This window comes from Dialister sp. (genome assembly GCF_051885895.1).
Taxonomy (GTDB): domain Bacteria; phylum Bacillota; class Negativicutes; order Veillonellales; family Dialisteraceae; genus Dialister.
This window is the reverse complement of the sequence record NZ_JBJEXP010000013.1, coordinates 1,984-16,885: the sequence shown is the minus strand read 5'-3', so window position 1 is coordinate 16,885 and position 14,902 is coordinate 1,984. Positions and strand designations below refer to the sequence as shown.

The 14,902-nt window shown below is 48.6% G+C and carries 17 protein-coding genes; 14 read left to right on the top strand and 3 right to left on the bottom strand.

The window, feature by feature from the left end:
- Positions 1-281 precede the first annotated feature (281 nt).
- The 4 genes from ACI4N7_RS01135 (at position 282) to ACI4N7_RS01120 (ending at position 2,975) form a co-directional block, all read left to right on the top strand.
- Positions 282-506 (top strand): hypothetical protein, encoded by a 225-nt coding sequence (locus tag ACI4N7_RS01135; RefSeq protein ID WP_439731532.1) that lies wholly within the window; start codon positions 282-284, stop codon positions 504-506.
- Between the two features lie 50 nt (positions 507-556).
- Positions 557-793, top strand: coding sequence for a hypothetical protein (locus ACI4N7_RS01130; RefSeq protein ID WP_439731531.1), 237 nt, complete (start codon positions 557-559; stop codon positions 791-793).
- A 1-nt stretch (position 794) separates the two neighbouring features.
- Positions 795-1,112 carry a YjcQ family protein gene (locus ACI4N7_RS01125; protein WP_439731530.1) on the top strand — a complete coding sequence of 106 codons (318 nt, stop codon included), beginning with the start codon at positions 795-797 and terminating at the stop codon, positions 1,110-1,112.
- A gap of 360 nt (positions 1,113-1,472) precedes the next feature.
- On the top strand, positions 1,473-2,975 hold the full coding sequence (locus ACI4N7_RS01120; protein ID WP_439731529.1) for a Na+/H+ antiporter NhaC family protein: 1,503 nt from the start codon (positions 1,473-1,475) through the stop codon (positions 2,973-2,975).
- Between the two features lie 89 nt (positions 2,976-3,064).
- On the opposite strand, the gene ACI4N7_RS01115 is transcribed toward ACI4N7_RS01120, so the two are convergent.
- Positions 3,065-3,370: a hypothetical protein gene (locus tag ACI4N7_RS01115; protein WP_439731528.1), complete on the bottom strand. Its 306-nt coding sequence runs from the start codon at positions 3,368-3,370 to the stop codon at positions 3,065-3,067.
- 27 nt (positions 3,371-3,397) lie between these two features.
- Positions 3,398-4,024, bottom strand: a complete 627-nt coding sequence (locus ACI4N7_RS01110; RefSeq protein ID WP_439731527.1) for a tetratricopeptide repeat protein — start codon at positions 4,022-4,024, stop codon at positions 3,398-3,400.
- Between the two features lie 109 nt (positions 4,025-4,133).
- On the opposite strand from ACI4N7_RS01110, the gene ACI4N7_RS01105 reads away from it, so the two are divergent.
- From ACI4N7_RS01105 to dnaJ, 9 genes are all read left to right on the top strand, one after another.
- Entirely contained in the window at positions 4,134-4,898 is a 765-nt protein-coding gene (locus ACI4N7_RS01105; RefSeq protein ID WP_439731526.1) for an SDR family NAD(P)-dependent oxidoreductase, read from the top strand.
- A gap of 169 nt (positions 4,899-5,067) precedes the next feature.
- On the top strand, positions 5,068-5,352 hold the full coding sequence (rpsF, locus tag ACI4N7_RS01100) for a 30S ribosomal protein S6 (protein WP_022382625.1): 285 nt from the start codon (positions 5,068-5,070) through the stop codon (positions 5,350-5,352).
- Positions 5,353-5,363: 11 nt separating this feature from the next.
- Positions 5,364-5,897 carry a single-stranded DNA-binding protein gene (locus ACI4N7_RS01095; RefSeq protein WP_439731525.1) on the top strand — a complete coding sequence of 178 codons (534 nt, stop codon included), beginning with the start codon at positions 5,364-5,366 and terminating at the stop codon, positions 5,895-5,897.
- Between the two features lie 33 nt (positions 5,898-5,930).
- On the top strand, positions 5,931-6,161 hold the full coding sequence (gene rpsR / locus ACI4N7_RS01090; protein WP_232217348.1) for a 30S ribosomal protein S18: 231 nt from the start codon (positions 5,931-5,933) through the stop codon (positions 6,159-6,161).
- 262 nt (positions 6,162-6,423) lie between these two features.
- The gene (locus ACI4N7_RS01085) at positions 6,424-7,896 is read left to right on the top strand and encodes an SLC13 family permease (protein ID WP_439731524.1); all 1,473 of its coding nucleotides are present in this window, start codon (positions 6,424-6,426) and stop codon (positions 7,894-7,896) included.
- 215 nt (positions 7,897-8,111) lie between these two features.
- Positions 8,112-9,176 carry a heat-inducible transcriptional repressor HrcA gene (gene hrcA / locus ACI4N7_RS01080; protein ID WP_439731523.1) on the top strand — a complete coding sequence of 355 codons (1,065 nt, stop codon included), beginning with the start codon at positions 8,112-8,114 and terminating at the stop codon, positions 9,174-9,176.
- A 22-nt stretch (positions 9,177-9,198) separates the two neighbouring features.
- Positions 9,199-9,840, top strand: a complete 642-nt coding sequence (gene grpE, locus ACI4N7_RS01075) for a nucleotide exchange factor GrpE (protein ID WP_439731522.1) — start codon at positions 9,199-9,201, stop codon at positions 9,838-9,840.
- A gap of 66 nt (positions 9,841-9,906) precedes the next feature.
- The gene (dnaK, locus tag ACI4N7_RS01070) at positions 9,907-11,784 is read left to right on the top strand and encodes a molecular chaperone DnaK (protein WP_439731521.1); all 1,878 of its coding nucleotides are present in this window, start codon (positions 9,907-9,909) and stop codon (positions 11,782-11,784) included.
- Between the two features lie 19 nt (positions 11,785-11,803).
- Positions 11,804-12,979, top strand: coding sequence for a molecular chaperone DnaJ (gene dnaJ, locus ACI4N7_RS01065; RefSeq protein ID WP_439731520.1), 1,176 nt, complete (start codon positions 11,804-11,806; stop codon positions 12,977-12,979).
- 83 nt (positions 12,980-13,062) lie between these two features.
- Here the strand turns inward: dnaJ and ACI4N7_RS01060 are convergent, their stop codons facing one another.
- Positions 13,063-14,007 carry a D-2-hydroxyacid dehydrogenase gene (locus tag ACI4N7_RS01060; RefSeq protein WP_439731519.1) on the bottom strand — a complete coding sequence of 315 codons (945 nt, stop codon included), beginning with the start codon at positions 14,005-14,007 and terminating at the stop codon, positions 13,063-13,065.
- A 416-nt stretch (positions 14,008-14,423) separates the two neighbouring features.
- Here ACI4N7_RS01060 and ACI4N7_RS01055 point away from each other — a divergent pair.
- On the top strand, positions 14,424-14,902 hold a 479-nt coding region (locus ACI4N7_RS01055), incomplete at its 3' end, for a hypothetical protein (protein ID WP_439731518.1).

Below are 14,902 nucleotides of genomic sequence, written 5' to 3'. Positions count from 1 at the left end.
AGGTGAGCCATGGAAATGATTATCAAGACCATACCAGCCGATGTTGGCAGTTTGCGGTTTGTATGGGCAGCTGGAAGCAGCTGGCGGTTCAGGGCAGTATATTATAGAATTAATGAGCCATTTATTTCCTCTGAAAACGCAGGAGACTTGTGTCAATCTGCAGATGATAAGACATTAAGCATGGCATTTTAAACCGGTAAACCCATAGATTACGAATAGCTGGCAATAATGGAAAAGTTAAATGAAATGGTTCATGGTCTAAAGTTCAGGAGATGTGAAAAATGACGTATGAAGAGGAGCTGCCCATTTTCATAAAAATGGCGCAGGATGAGCGGGATGTGATTTTTTCTGAAATAGTAAAGGCTGATTCATATCAAGAAAAGGCAGAGTTAAACCAAAAATTAAAGAAATTGAAAAAGCAGCAGTATAGAAAATATTGCGAGCTGCGGGAAAAACATCATCTCCCCCCGCCCGAGATAATAGATAATTCAAAAGATCTGACTTGAAATCATTACATAACGACAGATTAACAGAGGGCACCCGAGGAGGAGAAAAAATGACATATGAAGAAGAATTAGCATTGTTCATAAAATCGGCGAAAGAAGAACGTGAAAAAATCTATGACGAAATCTTAAGCGCGGGAATACATTCCCAAAAAGCTGCTAAATTGAATCAAGAACTGCAAAGAGTTCATAGAAAGCAAAATAAAGAATTTCGACAACTTAGGGCAAAGTACCATCTTTCCCCGCCCAAGGTAATAGGAAGGCTAAAGCCATCTAAAGAAGGTGAATAGTATGGAGTACTTTTCTATCATCTACAAAATTCTAAAGGCCATAGAAAAATCCATGGACTATGACGAATTTGATTTCAACTCCATTTCCCCGGAAACCATGGGCATCACCAGGAACCGGTGGGAGGCGCTCATGTTTGAGCTGGTCCGCAGCGGCTACATTTCCGGCGTGGAATTAATTCCCATCATGGGAAGGAGCACCCCGGGGATTAAGGTAGAAAAACCAATTCTCACTATCAAAGGGGCGGAGTACCTGAACGAGAACAGCATGATGAAGAAGGCCTGCCGGATGGCGAAAGGGATTAGAGAATTTACAAGATAATAAAGTTTAAGGGCACCCGAGAGGGCGCCCTTTTTGAGTGCAGAAAAGGAAGCGCGCCACAGAGAAATTTCCCGGGCAAATGGGCGGCTTACACCAAAAGAATGCGGAGTGCAGGAATGAAAAAGAAAGCAGGCAGAATGCCGGATTCACTGCTGCCTTTGAGACCGACCGCGCAGTTTTAAAGCAGTGGATTCTGCGGTCACTTTACGACTGCACATGGCATTTTGGGCTGATCCCGGCGTAATACTGCCGGTAATTTTATTCGTATTTATCGGATTTACTTGCTTGTCCATGTATTGTATAATAAAAAAAATTATGTTTTGACGATGAGGGAAATCGTCAAAAGAGAGAGGATGATTTATGATGTCTCAAACGGTATGGTCCCTGGTGCCTCCTGTAGTTACTATTATTCTGGCACTGGCAACCAAGGAAGTGTACATGTCTCTTGCCATCGGTATTTTTATAGGGGCCTTTATGTTTGCAGGATTCAGCATATTGGGCGCTATTGATACCATGTTCAAGATTATGTCGGACAAGGTAGGAAGCAATGTATATATTGTGGTATTTCTTGTGCTTCTGGGAATTATGGTAGCGGCTATCCAGAAATCCGGAGCGTCCCAGGCCTATGGGGATTATGCGGCCCGTACGATTAAGGGAAAGCGGAGCGCCCTCATGGTGACCATGATTCTCGGCATCCTGATTTTTATCGATGATTATTTCAACTGCCTCACGGTAGGCACGGTTATGCGTCCTGTGACAGACAGATTTAAAATCACCAGAGCCAAGCTGGCCTACATCATTGATGCCACCGCAGCGCCGGTATGTATTATTGCTCCTGTCTCCAGCTGGGCAGCTGCCGTTACATCTTCTCTCCCGGAAGGAAGCTCGATTGATGGATTTGCCCTGTTCCTGGAAACGATTCCTCTGAACCTCTATGCGTGGCTTACTATTATTTTCATGGTTGTGCTCATCCTGTCCGGCCGGGATTTCTCCCGCATGGCCAAGTTTGAACAACAGAGCGGCGGTACGCTTGTGATTCCTGCAGAATATGCGGATGATGAAAACAGTGCACCGGTAGGAAACGGAAAAATTATTGATCTGATTCTTCCGCTGGTGGTACTGATCGGAGGCTGCGTATTCGGCATGCTTTACACCGGCGGCATTCTGGAAGGCAAGGGCGTGGCAGAAGCTTTTGCAGACTGCGAATCGGCCAGAGGCCTTGTGATCGGTTCCTTTATTGCTCTGGTTTTCACTTTTGTCCTGTATATTCCAAGGAAGGTTTTAAGCTTCAGCACTTTCTGCAGCTGCTTTGTAGAAGGCTTCAAGCAGATGACCTCAGCCATCATGATCCTGTCTCTGGCCTGGACACTGTCCGGCATTGTAGGCAAGGATTATCTGAATATCGGCGGCTATGTGGGAAGCGTGGTAGCTGACAATGCAACCATTGCGGTCATGCTGCCGGCCCTCTTCTTCCTGGTGGCCATCGGCCTTGCTTTTGCTACCGGCACATCCTGGGGAACCTTTGGCATACTGATTCCGATTGTCCTTGCTATCGTATCGAATGATACCCATCTGATGATTATGACTGTGGCAGCTGTTCTGGCCGGATCTGTAGGCGGGGACCATGTATCGCCTATTTCTGATACCACCATTCTGGCATCTGCCGGGGCCCAGTGTCATCATATTGATCATGTGTCTACCCAGATTCCCTACGTTATCGTGGTTGCAGTAAGCTGCGTAGCCGGATACCTGGTGGACGGACTGACAGGAAACGGCATCCTCGGCGATGCGACAGGCCTGGTGTGCATGCTCGTTATTCTGGGATATTTCCTGAAATTCAAATCCTATAAAAACGCTGACTGACAGATAATGAAAAAGACGCGTCATTTGATCAGGATTTCAAATGATGCGTCTTTTTGTATGCCTGTATAACCGGTTTCTTCTGTTTCCGGCTATGATAGTTTATTCTTCAGTCTGCAGCCCAGGGTGACCAGGGTAAGAATTGCTACAAAGGCGGTAATAGTCATGGACCAGGCCACGCCTATATGCATGTAGCCGTCAAAGGAAAAATCCCAGGAAAAATACATGATGGTGACAATGGCGGCAGCAATACAGCCAATAGCCAGGATGGTAGGTTTTTCCCGGTAGGTGACCAGGAAAAAGATGCCAGCCAGATAGCCTGCTGCACCGGCGGCAGCCAGAAAGTCATCATGGTAAAGGACCAGGGAGACAATGGATAGGATAAAAGCGTATTTCATAGAAACTCCTTCACCGTACGGCTGCTGCTATTTTACAAGACTTTGAAAATCGGGATCATTATGGAGCCATTGGAAATGGTCCTGAACTGCAGCCTGGGGCTTTACATTCTTCGGGTCCAGTTCGATGGCTTTTTTCAGGTATTCCAGGGCCTTTGCCTTATCCCGCTTGTCGGCGTAGTTGGTAGCAATGCCATAGTAGGACCAGGTGTTTTTGGGATCTGCATTCAGCACCTTCTGAAAATAAAGAATGGATTCGTCATAGTGCTTTCCCAGTTTCTGGGCCATGGCCATATCAAAAAAGGCCTGCACATAGTTCGGATTGATGGCAAGGGATTTCTCAATGGTCTGAATGCCTTCATCCGGTGACACATCGAAGGCCTGGATTATGCCTTTCAGGGAAAGGGCTTTATAGTTTTCGCCATCTTTTTCAAGAGCCTGATTCGAAAGCTCCAGAGCAGTCAGATGGTCTCCTTTTCCATAGGCAGATACTGCTTTTACATATAACTGCTCCGATTCTTTGGATATGGGATGGACCGCAGAGGCAGAGGAGGCGGCGGGAGCCGGAGACGCCGGTGCACTGCTTTTTTCAGTACCGCATCCGCCCACTGCCAGAACAGCAGACAGGGCTATAGCGGCCAGAATCATAGGTTTCATAAAACTCTCCTTGTAAACATGGAAAAGATAAGGAAATCCAGTATAATGGATAAAGAAAACCTTTCAAAATGCAACTCTATTATAACAGAAGAAAAGAAGGAGGATGGCTATGGAATCGTTAGCATTCATTACAGGAGCAACCAGCGGAATCGGACTTGCATCTGCAAAGGCACTGGCAGACAAAGGGTACAGTCTGGTACTGGCGGCCAGAAATGAAGCAAAGCTGGAACAGGTCAAAAAAGAAATTGAAGAGGAAAAGCACGTTCCGGTAAACTGCTGCCGGCTGGATGTAAGAAATCCGCAGGAAATTCATGAAGTGACCAAATGGTGCCTTGAGGAAATCGGCACACCCCGTATTCTCCTGAATGATGCAGGCCTGGCCCGGGGGCTGGAACCTTACGGAGAAACAAAGGAAGAGGATATTATCCAGATGATTGATACCAATATCAAAGGGCTCTTCCTTGTGACCCGGGCCTTTCTTCCGGCCATGCTGAAAAAGAACGAAGGGCATATTATCAATCTGGGATCTACGGCAGGACTGTATGCCTATGCTGGTGCGGCTGTATACTGCGCCACCAAGGCGGCAGTCAAGACGTTCAGCGACGGTATCCGAATTGATGTGATTGACAGCGATATCAAGGTGACCACCATTCAGCCGGGAATTGTGGAAACCCCCTTCAGCGAGGTGCGTTTCCACGGCGATAAAAAACGGGCGGCCGCCGTATATGAGGGAGTGGACGCTCTGCAGGCGGAAGATATTGCCAATATCATTGCCTTTGTGGCAGACCAGCCAAAAAGAGTACAGATCAGTGATGTGGTTATCATGGCCAATCAGCAGGGTACCGGTTTCATGGTGAGCAAAAAGAAAAAATAGCTTTCTGAAGGAGCTTTCCGTGGAATGAAAAGAAAAGAGAAGAATCGGTCATAAAAATCAGTTGCTTTTTCTCTTTCGTTCTTGTATAATAATTAAGCTTGTTATTTTGCAAGTAACTTCCTGGCCCGCAGAGAGTGCGGGACATAGGTCCGAAAAGGAGGCGAATTTCGTGAAAAAGTATGAAGTTATGTTCATTGTGAACGCAGCTGATGATGAAGTCATTAAGGCTGCTGTCAAACTGGTACAGGATACCATTACCAGAATCGGTGGTACCATTGACAATGTTGATGAATGGGGCAAACGTCATCTTGCGTACGAAGTAAAGCATCAGAGTGAAGGATACTACGTAGTAGTAGATTTCCAGGCTGATCCGGCGCAGATTAAAGAACTTGACCGCGTTATCAAGATTCATGAAGAAATTATCCGTCATATCATTGTAAAACAGGATGACTAAGGGGTAGCACAATGAATTCAGTTCAAATCTTGGGAAATCTTGGACGGGATCCGATTATTCGTGCCACGAAAACCGGCCGTTCCGTAGCATCGTTTTCTGTAGCAGTAAGCCGTAACTATACAACCCCCCAGGGAGAACAGCGCGAGCTTACAGACTGGATTAATGTTGTTGCCTGGGGTCCCCTGGCAGAAGCTGTAGGCAACCAGCTGAAAAAAGGCAGCCGTGTATTTGTGGAAGGCCGCATTTCGACCCGCTCCTATGATGCACAGGATGGCACAAAAAGGTATGTAACCGAAGTTGTTGCCAATTTCATTGCGATTCCTATCGGCACACCCCGTACTTCTTCCTATGCACCGCAGCAGCCGCAGGGCGGTTCCTTCGGCGGCAGCGGCTTTGGCGGAGGCAATAACGGCGGTTTCGGTGGAAACGGCTATAACGGCGGGAATGCAGGATATAACGGCAGTCCAGCCGGGCAGAACAGCCAGCCGGGAGGAAATTTTGGACAGTTTGGTACAACGTCCAAGGATGAAGATATTCCGTTCTGATATGCATTGATTTTGGAGGATATAGAAAGCATGATTAGAAGAGATAGAGTAAGAAGACCGAGAAGAAAGGTCTGCCAGTGCTGCGTAGATCACGTAGACACCATTGATTATAAGAACGTTGCTGCACTTCGCCGTTTCGTTTCTGAAAGAGGCAAGATTCTGCCCCGTCGTGTAACCGGAACATGCGCAAAGCATCAGCGCAAGATCAATCTCGCTATTAAGAGAGCAAGAGCTATTGCCCTGCTTCCTTTCAGCGCTGACTGATGATTCATATAAAGCCTCTGCTTCGGCAGAGGCTTTTCCTTTTGCCTGAAAATTTTTCCCGGCATTGACAAGTATAGACTCTTTAGATATACTGAAGTAAATTCATTATATGCGATGAAGCTCTTGCTTTCTCCTGAAGAGGGGGACAACAGGAGCTTTTTTTGCATAAGGAAAGTGCCTGTTTCATGGATGGAGTCTGCCGGTTCCCGCGCTTCCTGTGGTCAGGGCACTTATTTTTATTTCTATATCTGGGGGGTGGCTTATGGATAAGTCAGAAGGATTCGGAAAGAAGTACGGACTTTTCCTGGCATTGGCAGCAATGGCCCTTGTCTATCTTTTTCCGACTCCTGTGGATCTGCCCACGCAGGGACATCGTCTCATCGGTATCCTTGTGTTCGCAGTTATCATTTGGATGACCGAAGGGGTTTCCTATCCGGTCAGTGCATTTGTCATTGTTGTTTTTATGTCTTTTTCGCTGGGGATGGCACCGAATCCCGCCAAGCCGGAGACTCTTCTCGGCACGGGAAAAGCCCTGCAGATGGGGCTTTCGGGATTTTCCACTTCCGCCTGGGCGCTGGTGGCAGGAGCCATGTTCCTCTCGGCAGGCATGATGATTACCGGGCTGGATAAGAGAATTGCCCTGGTGGTCATGTCACACATCGGCGTCAAATCCAGTCATCTGGTTATCGGCGTTATTTTCGTGGGTTTCCTGCTTTCCTTCTTCGTACCTTCCACCACTGCCCGTGTATCCTGCATGGTGCCGATCGTGGTGGGGATTATTCGTGCCTTTGGCCTGAAGATGGGCTCCACCTTTGCAGCAGTTCTCATGATGGCTGTGGCACAGGCGGATTCTCTCTGGAATATCGGCATTAAGACGGCAGCTGCCCAGAACATGGTGGCCATCGGATTCATCCAGCAGGTGCTGGGAAAGGATATCAGCTGGCTGGAATGGTTCATAGCGGCAGCGCCCTATGCGGCCATTATGTCTGTGGTGCTTTATTTCCTGCTGATTCATGTAATGCCTCCGGAAGTGAAGGAGATGCCCGGAGGAAAAGAAGCTTTGGAAAAAATGCTCAGGGATCTGGGCCCTGTTTCCAGAGATGAAAAGAAGCTCCTTCTTATTTCCATTCTGCTTCTGTTCTTCTGGGTGACAGAAAAGAAGCTCCATCCTTTTGATACCACCACAGTTACCATTACGGGCATTATGCTCATGATGCTGCCGAAGGTGGGCTTCATGACCTGGAAGCAGGCGGTGCCTCATATCAACTGGGGTACCGTTACCCTTTTCGGCGTGGGCATCAGCCTGGGCACGGCACTTCTCAAATCCGGAGCAGCCATCTGGCTGGCTAATCATTTCGTAGCGCTCTTTGGTATGGAATCCATGTCTCCGCTCATGGTTATTGCGGTACTGGCTTTCTTCCTTACGGTTATTCACCTTGGGTTTGCCAGCGCTACAGGACTGGCATCAGCCATGATACCGATTGTCATTGCCGTTCTGCAGAGTGTGAAGACACCGGGGATTGATGTGCTTGGCATGACCATGATTCTTCAGTATACCATCTGCTTCGGCTATATCCTTCCGGTCAATGCACCGCAGAATATGATCGCCTACAGTACGGGATACATTACATCCAAGGATTTCCTTATTACCGGGATACCGTTTACGATTCTTGCGTATGCCATGATTCTTGTCTTTTCCGCTACGTACTGGCACTGGCTGGGATATGTGGGCTGAGGGAAGACCATAGAAGGCAGGCCTTTATCCGGTTCTGTCATTCATGCATCCGCGGCAGCAGGGCACTTCTTTCGAGAGGTGCCCTTTTGCGTGAAAAAAGTGCTTTTCTTTTGGCAAAAAAGTGAGAAAGCCTTGACACAGAGGGGTATGAATGATATTCTAATAACGTAAGTTAGCACTCATGCATAATGAGTGCTAATAACAAGGTGATGAACATGGCAGCACGCAGAATAAACAAAAACGAACCCCATTACGGGGCAGATGAACTGAATGAAAGAAAGAGAAAAGTACTGTGGGCAGTTGTGCAGGATTATGCAGATACTGCAGAACCGGTAGGTTCCAGAACCATTGCAAAAAAGTACCATTTAGGCGTCAGCAGCGCTACCATCCGCAATGAAATGCAGGATCTGGAGGATGAAGGGTATCTGGAACAGCCCCATACTTCGGCAGGACGTATCCCTTCTATCAAGGGGTATCGTTTTTACGTGGACTGGCTTATGCAGCCGGCTCCGGTTTCCAATGAAGAAAAGTCCATGATCGACAGCATGCTTCTGGATCATGTGACGAAGGTGGATGAGATTTTCCGGAATATGGCGAAGGCCGTAGCGGCACTTACCCACAATCTTTCGGTAGCCACTTCCGCAGGGAATAAGAAGAAATTCAACTATGTCCGTTTTCTACCCCTGGATGGAAAAAGAGCCATTCTGCTGGTGGTTACGGATCAGGGAGATGTATCCAATGCGGTGGTGGATATTCCGGAAGGAAGCACCTTCGATGAAATGCAGCTTCTGGCAGACCGCATGAATCATTTCCTTCACAACCGGGACATTGAAAGCATGGATGAAAAGGCCATCCTTTCCTTCCAGAAGGATATAGAGAAGAACCTCAGTCCCTATGTCAATGTTTTCAAAGCTCTGCAGCGGGTGATGATGCCGCAGAAGGAAGTGTATTCCGGCGGGGCATCCCAGCTCATCGAGCAGCCGGAGTTCAAGAATGTGGAAAAGATGCAGGATATCCTGAATCTGCTGGAGCAGAGGGATATGCTGGAAAGCATGCTTCTGTCCAGCTCCGACCAGCCGATTGCCGTTCATATCGGCACGGAAAATACAATGAAATCTCTGTCGGATCTGTCCATTGTGCGGGCTCAGTTTTCTTCCAACGGAAGGGTCATCGGGTCGGTGGCCGTGCTGGGACCTACCAGGATGCAGTACAGCAAGATTATCGGAATGATGCGTTTTATGCAGGAAAGACTGGATACGCTTTTAAAGAATAAAGAGTAAAAAGAGACAAGGAGGCTCCCGGATGAAGAAAGAAGAAAAAGTCAAAGTCAATACGGCGGAACCGGAAAATAAAGAAAACAAAAAAGAAAAACCGGCAGAAAAGCCGGGTGAAAATAAGATTCCAAAACCAACGGTGGAGGAACTGCAGCAGCAGGTGATTTTCCTGACAAAGCAGGCTGCCGATGCACAGAAGAAGGCCAGGGAAGCAGAAGACAAGGCCAAGTCAGGAGAGGCAAAGCTCGCAGCAGCCCTGTCCCAGTATGTAAGACTGCAGGCGGATTTTGATAATTTCCGCCGCCGGACAAAGGAAAGCGAAGCGAAAGCATCGGATACCTACAAGGCCGAAACGCTGAAATCCTTCCTTCCCGTTCTGGACAATTTTGAACTGGCTCTTGCCCATATGCAGCAGGATGCTTCCGGAGAGGCCTATCTGAAAGGCTTTGAGCTTCTCCAGAAACAGATGGTAAAGATTATGACCGATTTCGGCGTCAAGGAAATAGAAGCAAAGGGAAAGACCTTTGATCCCCATTTCCATGAAGCCGTCATGATGGTACAGTCCGATGAAATGAAGGATGAAACCATAGCCATGGTCTTCCAGAAGGGCTATCTGTATAAAGATACAGTACTCCGGCCTGCCAAGGTTCAGGTAGTGAAGAACAACTGATTCTGGCAGTTTTATATAAGAAAATATTTCCCTTTTTTAGGAATAGAATGAAAGGAGACATTTTAAATGTCAAAAGTAATTGGTATTGATTTAGGTACGACCAACTCTGTTGTAGCAGTGATGGAAGGCGGCGAACCGGTAGTCATTCCGAATGCGGAAGGTTCCAGACTGACTCCTTCTGTAGTAGGCTTCTCCAAGACCGGTGAACGTCTGGTAGGCCAGCTGGCAAAGCGCCAGGCTGTTTCCAACCCGGATCGTACCGTCGTTTCCATTAAACGTCATATGGGCAGCGACTACAAAGTCACTATTGACGGCAAGTCCTATACTCCACAGGAAATTTCCGCCATGATCCTTCAGAAACTGAAGGTGGACGCAGAAGCTTACCTGGGTGAAAAGGTAACAGAAGCCGTTATTACCTGCCCGGCTTACTTCACCGACAGCCAGCGCCAGGCTACCAAAGATGCCGGTGCTATTGCAGGACTGAAGGTACTCCGTATCATCAACGAACCGACCGCATCCGCATTGGCTTATGGCCTTGACAAGATCAAAGACGGCAAGGAACACAGATTCCTGGTATATGATCTGGGCGGCGGCACATTCGATGTATCCATCCTTGATCTGGCTGACGGCGTATTTGAAGTAGAAGCATCCAGCGGCAACGGCCATCTGGGCGGCGATGACTTCGATGCCCGCGTGATGGACTGGATCGCTGATACCTTCAAAAACCAGAACGGCTTTGAACTGAAACGGGATCCCATGACCAACCAGAGACTGAAGGAAGCAGCAGAAAAGGCAAAAATCGAACTGTCTTCCGTTATGTCTACAGACATCAACCTCCCCTTCATTACCATGGATTCCAACGGACAGCCGGTTCACTTTGATGCTACCCTGACCCGTGCCGTATTCGACCAGATTACGGAAGACCTGGTACAGGCAACTGTAGAACCTATGGAACGGGCTATGAAGGATGCCAACCTTTCCATTGATGATATTGATAAGATCCTGCTGGTAGGCGGTTCTTCCCGTATTCCGGCTGTGCAGACCCTTATCCGCAATAAATTCCACAAAGAACCGTCCAAGGGCGTAAACCCCGATGAATCTGTAGCTGTAGGCGCAGCCATCCAGGCCGGCGTACTCAAAGGGGAAGTGAAGGATGTACTGCTTCTGGATGTAACACCTCTGTCTCTGGGCATTGAAACCCTGGGCGGTGTGTTCACTACCATGATTAAGAGAAATACTACCATTCCAACATCCAAGACACAGGTATTCTCTACTGCCGTTGATAACCAGCCTTCTGTAGACATTCATGTTCTTCAGGGCGAACGTCCCATGGCTGCCGACAACAAGACTCTCGGCCGCTTCGAACTGAGCGATATTCCGCCGGCTCCGCGGGGAGTTCCGCAGATTCAGGTTACCTTCGATATCGATGCCAACGGCATTGTCCATGTTTCCGCCAAGGATCTGGGCACCGGCAAAGAACAGAAGATTGATATTACTTCTTCCTCCGGCCTGTCTGATGAAGAAATCAAGAGAATGCAGGACGATGCCAAAGCGCATGAAGCAGAAGACAAGAAGCGCAAGGAAGCTATTACTGCAAAGAACAATGCAGAAGCTCTCATTTACCAGGCTGAAAAGACCATCAAGGAACTGGGAGATAAAGCAGACCAGGGCAAGGTCAAGGAAGTCAATGACGCAATTGCCAAACTGAAAGAAACACTGAAGGGCAATGATACCGAAAAGATTAAGGCCGATGCAGAAGCCCTTACCAAACCGCTGCACGAACTGACTGAAAAACTGTACCAGCAGGCACAGCAGGCTCAGCAGGCACAGCAGCAGGCTCAGAATGCCGGCGCACAGCAGTCCCAGCAGGCAGGAGCTAAAAAAGATAAGGACAATGTAGTAGATGCGGACTATAAAGTTGTCAATGACGATGACAAAAAATAAGGAATAGTGTGGATTCTTTATGGCAGACAGCAAGGATTATTATGATATCCTTGGGGTGAACAAAAACGCCTCTGAGGATGAAATCAAAAAAGCATACAGAAGACTTGCCCGCAAATACCATCCGGATCTGAACAAGGACCACCCCAAGGAAGCAGAGGAAAAATTCAAGGAAGTGAATGAAGCTTACCATGTTCTTTCCGATGCGGATAAAAGGGCCCAGTACGACCAGCTCGGCCACGATGCCTTCAGACAGGCATCCCAGGGCGGAGCCGGCGCCGGCGGGTTCGGCGGTTTCGGACAGGGCGGATTCAACGGACAGGGATTTGATTTCGGCGGTTTCGACATGGGGGACATTTTCGACATGTTCACCGGCGGAAGCCGCAGAAGAAACAACGGACCGGAGCAGGGAGCAGATCTTCGCTATGATATGACCATTACTCTCCGGGAAGCATTCACGGGAGTGAAGAAGAAATTCACTGTCACCAAGAATGATGTCTGCAGCCACTGCCATGGCAGCGGAGCAGAGCCCGGATCTTCCGTAGATACCTGTCCTGCCTGCCATGGTACAGGCCAGCAGCGTATTGTCAGGAACGGACCCTTCGGACAGATGGTTAATATCGTGACCTGCCAGTCCTGCGGCGGCACCGGTAAAATCATTAAGAACAAGTGCAGCCAGTGCCACGGCACCGGAACGGTGCGGGCCTCCAAGACCATTGAAGTCAACATTCCTGCAGGCGCTGACAGCGGTGTCCGCATGAGAGTGGCCGGCGAAGGGGAACCGGGCCGGAGAGGCGGCCCGAAAGGCGACCTTTACGTATATATTTATGTGAAGGACGATCCCGACTTTGAAAGAGACGGCGACGATCTCTACCGTACGGTCAATATTTCCTATCCTGTGGCCGCCCTTGGTTCCACCATCAAGGTGAAGACGCTGGACAAGGAAGTGGAACTGAAGATTCCTTCCGGTACGCAGACCGGTACCCGGTTCCGCATTTCCGGCGAAGGAATGCCTCATCTCCAGTCCTCCCGCAAGGGGAATCTTTATGTGGAAGTCCATGTGACGGTTCCGAAGCGGCTGAATGAAGAACAGAAGAATGCCCTTCTCCATTATGCCAATGAAATGGGAGAGGACTGCTCCCAGTATAAAGGGAAGAGCTCCTTTCTGGACAAAATCATAGATAAATTCAAACAGTAAATCCTGAGAATCAAATGAAAAGGCCTTTGTACCCGAATGAGTACAAAGGCCTTTTCATTTGCAGAGGACTGGAAAACAGAATGTTAATATCCCTTTTTCTTGTCGATTTCATTTAAAAGCTTTTCACCGCGGCTGAAAGCAATGAAGTTGGTTTCCAGCAGGTAAGTGAGCTTATTCCAGAAATCAGGCACCATGGAAGCAATATGCGGTGTCATGATTACATTTTTCATATCCCAGAAAGGATGGTCTTCCGGCAGCGGCTCTTTGGAAAATACATCCAGGCAGGCGCCGGCAATTTCTCCCTGCTGCAGAGCCTCCACCAGAGCCTGCTCGTCCACTACGGAAGCACGGGCAATATTGATGAAGAGGGCAGAGGACTTCATGGCCTTGAATTTAGCAGCATCAAAGAAATTTTCCGTTTCGTTAGTGGAAGGAAGGGCGGCAATGACAATATCTGCCTTTGGCAGCACCTCCATGATTTCCTCCTGGGTATAGACGTGATCGGCAAACATTTCATGAGACAGATGCTTCTTCACGGCCAGAATATGGGTTTCAAAGACCTTGGCTCTCTGGGCGATAGCCCGTCCAATGCTGCCGAATCCTACGATAAGGATGGTTTTTCCGAAAAGAGACTCGCCGTGGGGGCGGGACCACTGATGGGCCGTCTGACTGCGGACGGCTTCAGGAATACGGCGGAACCAGGAGAGAAGCAGGGCCATGGTGTGCTCGGAGACTGCACGATCATGGACGCCATGAGAGTTGGTCAATAGGATGGGACGGTTCATCATGCTCGGGGTCAGGAGCTTTTCTACACCGTCGGACAGAGAATGAACCCAGCGGACATGGGGAGCGGCCTGGAGAAGGGGTTCCACATTCTGGAATCCCCAGAGGGCGATGGCATCGGCATCGCCAACATGGGGAAGTGCTTCTTTCGGGGATTTGTAGGCTTCTACCACGGAGCCCGGTACCGCCTGTTTCAATGCATTGATTTTTTCATCGGATAATTTGTTAATAACCACCAGTTTCATGGGAATCAACCTCTTTCATTGAAATTTGACCAATCCTGTTTTCTCTATTATATCATTATCCGGATAGGAATAAACCGGCGGAGAAATAGAAAGAGCAGCCGGCCGGCACAGCTTTATGCAGCCGCAGGGAACAGGATGACGCGAGCCGCCGGCTGTTTAAGGAATCCCATGAGGAAGCAGCGCCAGTGAAGACAGACTCTGTGAATGAATCAATGATCCGGCTTTACAGGGAGTTTCTCTATGGGGTAAGCAAGAACAGGAATCGGAAACAGGTCTTCCGGCGGCTGAAGTTCCGGCCATTTTTGCAGGGAGCTGATTATGTCAGGGGCCCTTTCCTATGCTATAATATAGAAAATAAATTCGCCGGCAGGGAATGGTAAGGCGATTCCCGGCCCAATGGCACACAAGGAGAATCTATGGCAGTCAAAAAGCGGACACGAAGAACACGGACAGTCAGGAAGAAGAGCGGGCATCCTTTCCTGGTGCTTTTTTTCTTTATTGCCCTTATTATGGCTTCTGCCTACATGACAGACCGAATGACCAATGCGCCTGATTCCCAGGTGGCGGAGAATGTAACCACCATCGGGCATCTCTTTAATGATAAGGAAATGCAGGGACTGGTGCCGAAAGAGGACCAGGGAACTCCGGAAAGCGTAAAGGAAAAAATCAAGGCCGCCATGGATAAGGTGGTGACGGTACAGGTAAAGGCAGATGATGAAGAGCCGGCTAAGGAAAAGAACACGGCAAAAACCTCTTCCGCTCCTGCAGCAGGCGCCAAGGAAGAAAAGACATCTTCCTTCAGTCTGCCGGCCATTGTGTCTAAAATCACAGGGAAAGGGGAAAGCAGTGAAAAAACAGCTGCCGCTTCTTCCCATGAGGACAAAGCAGCTGCTTC

Coding starts and splice junctions, on each gene's coding strand:
- ACI4N7_RS01135 (WP_439731532.1), top strand. CDS start 282: ATGACGTATGAAGAGGAGCTGCCCATTTTCATAAAAATGGCGCAGGAT.
- ACI4N7_RS01130 (WP_439731531.1), top strand. CDS start 557: ATGACATATGAAGAAGAATTAGCATTGTTCATAAAATCGGCGAAAGAA.
- ACI4N7_RS01125 (WP_439731530.1), top strand. CDS start 795: ATGGAGTACTTTTCTATCATCTACAAAATTCTAAAGGCCATAGAAAAA.
- ACI4N7_RS01120 (WP_439731529.1), top strand. CDS start 1,473: ATGATGTCTCAAACGGTATGGTCCCTGGTGCCTCCTGTAGTTACTATT.
- ACI4N7_RS01115 (WP_439731528.1), bottom strand. CDS start 3,370: ATGAAATACGCTTTTATCCTATCCATTGTCTCCCTGGTCCTTTACCAT.
- ACI4N7_RS01110 (WP_439731527.1), bottom strand. CDS start 4,024: ATGAAACCTATGATTCTGGCCGCTATAGCCCTGTCTGCTGTTCTGGCA.
- ACI4N7_RS01105 (WP_439731526.1), top strand. CDS start 4,134: ATGGAATCGTTAGCATTCATTACAGGAGCAACCAGCGGAATCGGACTT.
- ACI4N7_RS01095 (WP_439731525.1), top strand. CDS start 5,364: ATGAATTCAGTTCAAATCTTGGGAAATCTTGGACGGGATCCGATTATT.
- ACI4N7_RS01085 (WP_439731524.1), top strand. CDS start 6,424: ATGGATAAGTCAGAAGGATTCGGAAAGAAGTACGGACTTTTCCTGGCA.
- hrcA (WP_439731523.1), top strand. CDS start 8,112: ATGGCAGCACGCAGAATAAACAAAAACGAACCCCATTACGGGGCAGAT.
- grpE (WP_439731522.1), top strand. CDS start 9,199: ATGAAGAAAGAAGAAAAAGTCAAAGTCAATACGGCGGAACCGGAAAAT.
- dnaK (WP_439731521.1), top strand. CDS start 9,907: ATGTCAAAAGTAATTGGTATTGATTTAGGTACGACCAACTCTGTTGTA.
- dnaJ (WP_439731520.1), top strand. CDS start 11,804: ATGGCAGACAGCAAGGATTATTATGATATCCTTGGGGTGAACAAAAAC.
- ACI4N7_RS01060 (WP_439731519.1), bottom strand. CDS start 14,007: ATGAAACTGGTGGTTATTAACAAATTATCCGATGAAAAAATCAATGCA.